Source organism: Prevotella sp. C0026C3 (assembly GCF_056590795.1).
Map to the genome: position 1 here is coordinate 1 of NZ_JBWPWW010000035.1, position 6,654 is coordinate 6,654.

The following is a 6,654-nucleotide window of genomic DNA, read 5'->3' on the forward strand; positions in this document are numbered from 1 at the left end:
CCAGATGCGTAACAGCGCAATAAATTCTTTAATTTTGTCATATAAATAATAGTTTTATGTTTTTAATGCCGACCAGGGCAGTAACACAAAACTACAAAATGACCCTAAAAAACTAGCGTTTCAAAGGGTCATTCTTATTTTGGCGAGGTGGGGCTGGTTATTTTAACCTTACTGGGTCTAAAATACTTGCCAGCGTGGGTCAAATTAGTGTGGCTTTTCCAATAGGCGAGTATGCCTTTGCTTATGCCAAAAACCTGAAGAAAATCAGTCTTCTAGCAGAACTCACCAACGTATACAAATGTGCTTTTGAGCATGCTGGACTTGAGCGATTTACTTCACTTGCCTCTAATCTTTCTATTAGAGAATCGGCATTCAGCGACTGTGTCGAGTTGCAAACTGTTGACTTCAAAGGGGCAATTGGTGGAATAGGAAATTATGCATTTAAAAACAACAAGAAACTTTCTGTCGTGCAGTTTACTGGTTCAGCCATGCCTGAGTTCGGCAAGTACGTATTTACACCTAAGGCAGTAAAACTTAAAGTCTATGTAGAAAAAAACTTGATTGACAAATTTAAAGATGCTTTTACCTCAAAAAATGTGGCGTTAGGTACATTGTACGAAATCCTTGACATCACAACCTCTGGAATTGCGAAGCAGTCTGTCTATGAGTCAAACATAGATAAAGTACACTTCGACGTATGTGGTAGAAAGATAAGCAAGCATGACAAAGGACTTCACATTATTCAGTATTCTGATGGACGTGTTGTCAAGCGCATGGTAAAATAAATTTAGGACCCGAATGCTGCCACACGGCTGATTAAAATAATTTTATTGGAAATAATTGGCATAAAAACCTAGAATTATTTAAATTTGCACTATATCCTAAAAGTATCAATAAAATGAAAATTGGAGATTTAGTACACATTTCGCCTGACCTCACTATGAAGGACAACTGGGTAGATGGAAAACTTATTGATATCAAAGATAATCCGTTCGTTGGTATCGTCGTATCTGCAAAGACGGATAACGGCGTGATATTCTTTGGACGTGAGGAACTCTTTAGCCCCGCATGATATGTTCGCATTAAGTTTCGATATGACCATAGCAGGCCTTAAAGAGCTGTACCGTGAGCCGTCCAACAACGCCTACTATGAGATAAGGCAAATATTCGAAGAAAATGGATTTGATAGGGTGTAGAGTGGCAATATAATCATTTAAGTGAGTACGCATTAATCAGCGTACTCATAACTTTATTATTATAAATACGATGAATAAACTGAAATTATTTATTGCTGCCATCTTGATGTGTTTGGCAACAACAGGCAGTACACAGACGAAAACGAGTACCCAGCAGAACTACTATCTTTATGCTTCTATTGAAGTGCGATGGGCAGATAAGGTTACAGGAGAGCAGTGCTTCGTTATTCTTATGTCACCAGGAGAAAACGGACAACAACGAGCAAGTATCATGAAAAATAAAGAAGGTAAAGCAGTTGTAGTTAGAAATATGATGGAAGGTCTCGCATATTTGGAAGTACAGGGATGGGAGATGCTTGAACCAAGAACCAATGTGGGTAAGTGGATTGTTAGACGAAAGGTTTCATTTGAGGAACTGAATAAATTAGTTAAGGAGAACACAACCTATGAGGAAGTTACGCCGAAAGTTCAACTATCCTTAAATGAACAAACATTAAAAATTGATTATAAATAATTAAATCCTTTGCAATCAGGTTTTCATATTTTCTTATAGTTTTAATTGATACCATAATTGAATATTTTACTTAGTTTTTACGGATTTCTATATTATAAAAAATAAAGTCAACAATAAAAAAAGTATTACTTCTTACGTATCTGATGCTAATGGCCATTGGTCTACATGCACAGAATGAAACCGTTACCAACCAGACCGTACTTGATTTGTTAAAAGAAGGATTTTCTTCTGAAGAGATTATCGGTGCTATTGACAACAGCTCAACTCGCACTATTACCTTCGATATCAATTTTTTGCGTCAGCTGAAAACTGCAGGTGCAGACGCTGCACTGACGACATATCTTCAAAAAATAGCCAAGAAAGATATGGGGTACGAGGGAGTGTATCTCTGGAATGTTGCAAATGGCAAGCCCGAAAAACTCTATCGTACAAATTTTGAAAAAGAAGCGAAAGGAGTTAATTTTGGTGCGATAGGAGCTGCAGCACTTGGCACCTATGTAGCTGGATCGGTTTTTGGAGGACACATTCCAAGCGGAGGAGAGGCTGCTGCTGTGGCTGCAGGGACAAGTGTTCTGATGACATCTGCCAAGGATATCAAGAAGTTGATGTTGCCTGGCACTAAAGCCAAGACAACGGCATCCACACAACCTGTATTTAGATTCTATTTTAATCATAATTCTGATGATAGTTTTAAGCAGAATGGCGGCAATTTTTATGAGCTTGTAATGAACGATATTATGAGTCCCAACGAGTTCCAATGTGTAAAGATGACGGTAAAAGCCAAAAAGAAAGGTGGCAGAAGGATATTTCCTGATAATATGAGCTACACAGTGATGGGCTTTGAGGGAAGTAATGCAAGTTCCAGAGTAATGGTAGATTTCACAATTAAGACAATTAACAACACAACCTTTGAAGTGTCTTTTCCTCAACCATTGGAACCGGGAGAATACGTTTTCTTCTATAAGAACGGTCTCAACAATCAGTATTTTAAGACAGCTCCATTTGGCTTCGATTTTTCCGTTGAATGATTTGTGATTAACTTATTGCAAGTTATGTTTTATATGGGAGCGGTCTTTAAGCTGCTCTTTTTTTGTATGACGGGCATGTCATACACGAAAGTAGGTTAGAAGACTTTCCTTTCCCAACCTACCCGATTAAATTTCCTAAAATTGTAGATTTAGATTTGATAGTTGAATCTTTCGTAAAAAATGAGTTTTTCTATATATCACGGAAAACGAATAAGTTAGATGTGATAAGGATATTACTGATGTCAGAAACTACCATCATCTTGATTTCTTCTCCAAAAATTTGTTCATATCATATATAATCGTTACTTTTGCACAAAATCATTAATGCGTGATTATGTGCAAAAATGCAGACTTCAAGACGCTTGTAATAGAGTATCTGGCACAGATGGGGGTGCCAAAAAGTTCGGCAGTTCCTCTACCGAAAGCTTTGTGCACTAAAGTGCCTGTGGCTTTCAGTCGCACTTATCATCTATACCAAGCTGAGATGCTGGGTGTGAAGGTTGTTTGGGCTTTAGACTCGACAAATGAGTTTACTCCAGCACAAACCGAGAAAGCCATGAATACCATTTCCGAAAGGCTTTCGCTCCCTGTGATTCTTGTTTGTCCTGACATTGCCTCCTATAACATATCCAGACTTGTTGAAAGAAAAGTTGACTTCATCATCCCCGGTAAGCAGATGTTCATTCCTTCCATGATGATTGACCTGAAATCAGTAAAAACCAAGAATGCAGACATCATGGAGAAAATTCATCCCTTGTCTCAGGTCGTGCTGCTTTGGCAATTGGAAAAAGGCGGCTTGCAAGGTTTGACTACAAGCGAGATTGCGGAGATGCTTGGCTCCTCCTATGCCACGGCAAACAGAGCAATAAGGTGGCTGAGAGAAAAAGGGCTGATTACTCTTTTGGGCGACAAGGAAAAGAACATCTCCTTTTACGCCCATGGAAAAAAAATGTGGAACAAGATTCTGCCTTATCTGGAGAGTCCCGTTGAAAAAATCGTCTATACGGATGAGGAGATCATAAACAGTATGGAGAGCGGTGTCAACGCCCTATCGGCATATTCCATGATCAATAGAGAGCAGCAGAAGAGTTTTGCCATCAACAAGGATGTGCTGAAGAAAATAAGTACCAACAAACTGTTTGGTAATACCAAGTTGGAAGTCTGGCGATATGCCCCGGGTCTTTTGGCAGGCGGTAATGTTGTTGACCCGTTGTCGCTCTTTCTCTCCCTAAAGGATGATGAAGATGAGAGGATCCAAATGGAACTGGACACTTTAATTGAGAATATCAGATGGTCAAAGGAATAGACACATTCAGGGAATACTTCAAGGACTTTGAAGCTAATTATGTCATCATTGGCGGCACTGCCTGCGAGATTCATGAAGAAAATTACGCCCAGTTTCCAAGGGCGACAAAGGACATTGACATTATATTGATTGTAGAGGCCATGTCGCACGAGTTTGTAAAGCAATTTTGGTTTTTTATCAGACAGGGAGCTTACCGGCAGCGTGAAAAAGGTACTGGCGGCATAGGTCGTTTGCAGCATGAATATTACCGTTTCATAAAGCCGCAGGTCGCAAGCTATCCGATGCAGATAGAGTTGTTCTCACGCAATCTCGGATTGCTTAATTTCCCACAGGACGCTGTTATCACTCCGATTCCGACCGACGAGGATTTGTCAAGTCTGTCCGCAATCCTCATGGATGACGACTACTATCACTTCACCATTCAGCACAGCACTTTGGAAGATGGCGTTCACATTGCCAACATAGAGAGTTTGATTTGCCTGAAAAGCAAGGCTTTTATTGACTTGACAAAGAAAGTGCAGGCTGGAGAACACGTTGACAAGCGCAACATACTCAAACACAAAAAGGATGTTTTTCGCTTGGCTGCCATGCTTGCGCCCGATAGCAGTTATCATGTTCCACACCGGTTGCAGGAAGACGTTGGGAGGTTTTGCCAACTGGCAGAGCTGGAATTGCCCAATGACGATTTCTTCAAAGCAGCTGGGTTGCCTGGCTTGAACGCTGAAGAGCTGTTGCAAATCATCAAAACATCATTTACTGACCATGACAAAGATTCAATATGCTTCTGACCTTCACTTGGAATTTGCGGAGAACTCACATTATCTGAAACAGAATCCCATCAAGCGCATGGGCGACATCCTCGTACTGGCTGGAGATATTGGCTATCTGGGTAGTGACGCTTTTATAGCCCACCCCTTTTGGGACTGGGCGGCTGACAATTATGAACAGGTCATCGTATGCCTGGGCAACCATGAGTTCTACAGATACAAAGACCTTGCCTCGCTTGCGGACGGCACTGATGTAGCCATTCGCCCCAATGTGCATTATTTTTACAACAAGGTGGTTCCTGTTGGTGACATCAATGTGATTGTCTCAACCCTTTGGTCGCACATCGATCAACAGAATGCCTTCATGACCGAGCGGTGCGTGTCCGACTTCCACCGTATCATCTACAAAGATGAGATGTTGGATTGGCAACATTTCAACCAAGAACACGATCGCTGCCTACAATTCATTAAGTATGCTGTTGCAGCGAGCCAGGCGAAAAAGAAGATTGTTGTCACGCATCATGTGCCCTCAGTTCAGTTGATGTCGCCCGAGTTTGACGGCAGTCCCATTAACGGTGCCTTTACGACTGAAATTGCTGGATATATAGAGCGAAGCGACATCAACTATTGGATTTACGGTCACAGTCACCGCAATATCAACAGGCTTATTGGCAATACGCAGTGTGTGTGCAACCAACTCGGCTATGTTTCCTACAACGAACACTTTGACTTCAAAGATGATGCTGTAATAGAGCTATAGATCTTTCTATCGAACCCATTTCTCTTTTTCTTTACTCGCTTCTTGGGTCAAAGCTAACAGTATCAAATAAAATTCCGTAATGATGAGCCCATACAGAAAAATTATGGGATTTTCGAACTTTCCAATTTTTGCTCAACATCCGTCCCTGGTGGGCAGATAATGTCAATGTCGATGGATAGTCGGTGAGCAGACTCACCCAAATTCATCATCTGCAACAGCGACATTGCCCTGATGACTTTCTCTATCAGGTTCTAGTTTTTATATTTGTTACGAACAGATATGGTCTTTATCCATTCTGTAGTCATACATTCTTTCTTGATCATACAAATTCCTTGATATATTTTTCTATTTGCAGTTTAATATTGCGCCGTGAGGCATACCGCAACAGCATACCTACATTTACATTATAGTTAGCAAAAGTATTCTGCATCATGTAAAGAGCTTCCTGCCCCTGCATGTAAAAGAAATCCTTGTCGCATTGGATATCAACTAAAAGCTTCTCGATTGTTGGTACATTGATGCCGCTTATTTCCTGTATGGGAGACTCTGAAACAAGAGGCTTTACGATATAGGATCTTTTGTCCAACCGAATATAATCGGACATCATGTCTTCCTTCGGAGAAAGGAAACTGCGTTCGTGCATATCCTGTACAAAGTGGAAAATGGTTTCAGTGGTATCACGTTCCGTTTCTATATAGATATTGTTGTTATACGACAGGTGATACTGCAAGTCAGACAGTATTTCGCCGTTATAGACACAAAAGTCCAATAAGGGATATTCCGTTTTTAATTTCTTGTACAACCGAATGGAAAGAGTATTGGGAACCGGGCGAAAAATATCTTTGGGAGTAGTCGTATATACTCCCTTGCTTATTCTGAATATTTTGTTTTCATCCATCAACTTGCGTAAATGCCAAGACAGCATTTTCTTGGAAAGTTCAAACTTTCCAGAAAGATACTCAAACAAGTCATTCGTCCTGAACTCCTTATTGGTGTTTGCAAAATCTACGCGAGTTCGGGATAAGAAAAGCTTTAGAGAAGTTCCAATTGCCTTGATTTCTCTACGTGTACCGGCAGTGCTTC

General features: G+C 40.6%; 8 protein-coding genes and 1 pseudogene. 7 read left to right on the plus strand and 2 right to left on the minus strand.

What is annotated here, in order from left to right; all coding sequences use genetic code 11:
- The first annotated feature begins 194 nt into the window (after positions 1 to 194).
- From AC1EK4_RS11715 to AC1EK4_RS11745, 7 genes are all read left to right on the plus strand, one after another.
- Positions 195 to 785: a leucine-rich repeat domain-containing protein gene (locus tag AC1EK4_RS11715; RefSeq protein ID WP_480358377.1), complete on the plus strand. Its 591-nt coding sequence runs from the start codon at positions 195 to 197 to the stop codon at positions 783 to 785.
- A 113-nt stretch (positions 786 to 898) separates the two neighbouring features.
- Complete coding sequence (locus AC1EK4_RS11720; protein ID WP_480358379.1) at positions 899 to 1,072, plus strand: transcriptional regulator; 174 nt, start codon at positions 899 to 901, stop codon at positions 1,070 to 1,072.
- A gap of 194 nt (positions 1,073 to 1,266) precedes the next feature.
- Positions 1,267 to 1,710: a hypothetical protein gene (locus AC1EK4_RS11725; protein WP_480358381.1), complete on the plus strand. Its 444-nt coding sequence runs from the start codon at positions 1,267 to 1,269 to the stop codon at positions 1,708 to 1,710.
- A 149-nt stretch (positions 1,711 to 1,859) separates the two neighbouring features.
- The gene (locus AC1EK4_RS11730) at positions 1,860 to 2,738 is read left to right on the plus strand and encodes a hypothetical protein (protein WP_480358383.1); all 879 of its coding nucleotides are present in this window, start codon (positions 1,860 to 1,862) and stop codon (positions 2,736 to 2,738) included.
- A 334-nt stretch (positions 2,739 to 3,072) separates the two neighbouring features.
- Complete coding sequence (locus AC1EK4_RS11735; protein ID WP_480358385.1) at positions 3,073 to 4,044, plus strand: helix-turn-helix domain-containing protein; 972 nt, start codon at positions 3,073 to 3,075, stop codon at positions 4,042 to 4,044.
- Positions 4,029 to 4,832 (plus strand): hypothetical protein, encoded by an 804-nt coding sequence (locus AC1EK4_RS11740; RefSeq protein WP_480358387.1) that lies wholly within the window; start codon positions 4,029 to 4,031, stop codon positions 4,830 to 4,832. The genes AC1EK4_RS11735 and AC1EK4_RS11740 overlap by 16 nt, the downstream gene beginning before the upstream one ends.
- Entirely contained in the window at positions 4,807 to 5,571 is a 765-nt protein-coding gene (locus AC1EK4_RS11745) for a metallophosphoesterase (protein ID WP_480358389.1), read from the plus strand. Before AC1EK4_RS11740 ends, AC1EK4_RS11745 begins: the two co-directional genes overlap by 26 nt.
- A gap of 119 nt (positions 5,572 to 5,690) precedes the next feature.
- Here the strand turns inward: AC1EK4_RS11745 and AC1EK4_RS11750 are convergent.
- Both AC1EK4_RS11750 and AC1EK4_RS11755 read right to left on the minus strand, forming a co-directional pair.
- Positions 5,691 to 5,894: pseudogene (locus AC1EK4_RS11750) on the minus strand (nucleotidyl transferase AbiEii/AbiGii toxin family protein); the annotation flags it as partial.
- Positions 5,891 to 6,619, minus strand: coding sequence for a DUF6577 family protein (locus AC1EK4_RS11755; protein WP_480358391.1), 729 nt, complete (start codon positions 6,617 to 6,619; stop codon positions 5,891 to 5,893). The pseudogene AC1EK4_RS11750 and the gene AC1EK4_RS11755, both read right to left, overlap by 4 nt.
- Positions 6,620 to 6,654: the final 35 nt, after the last annotated feature.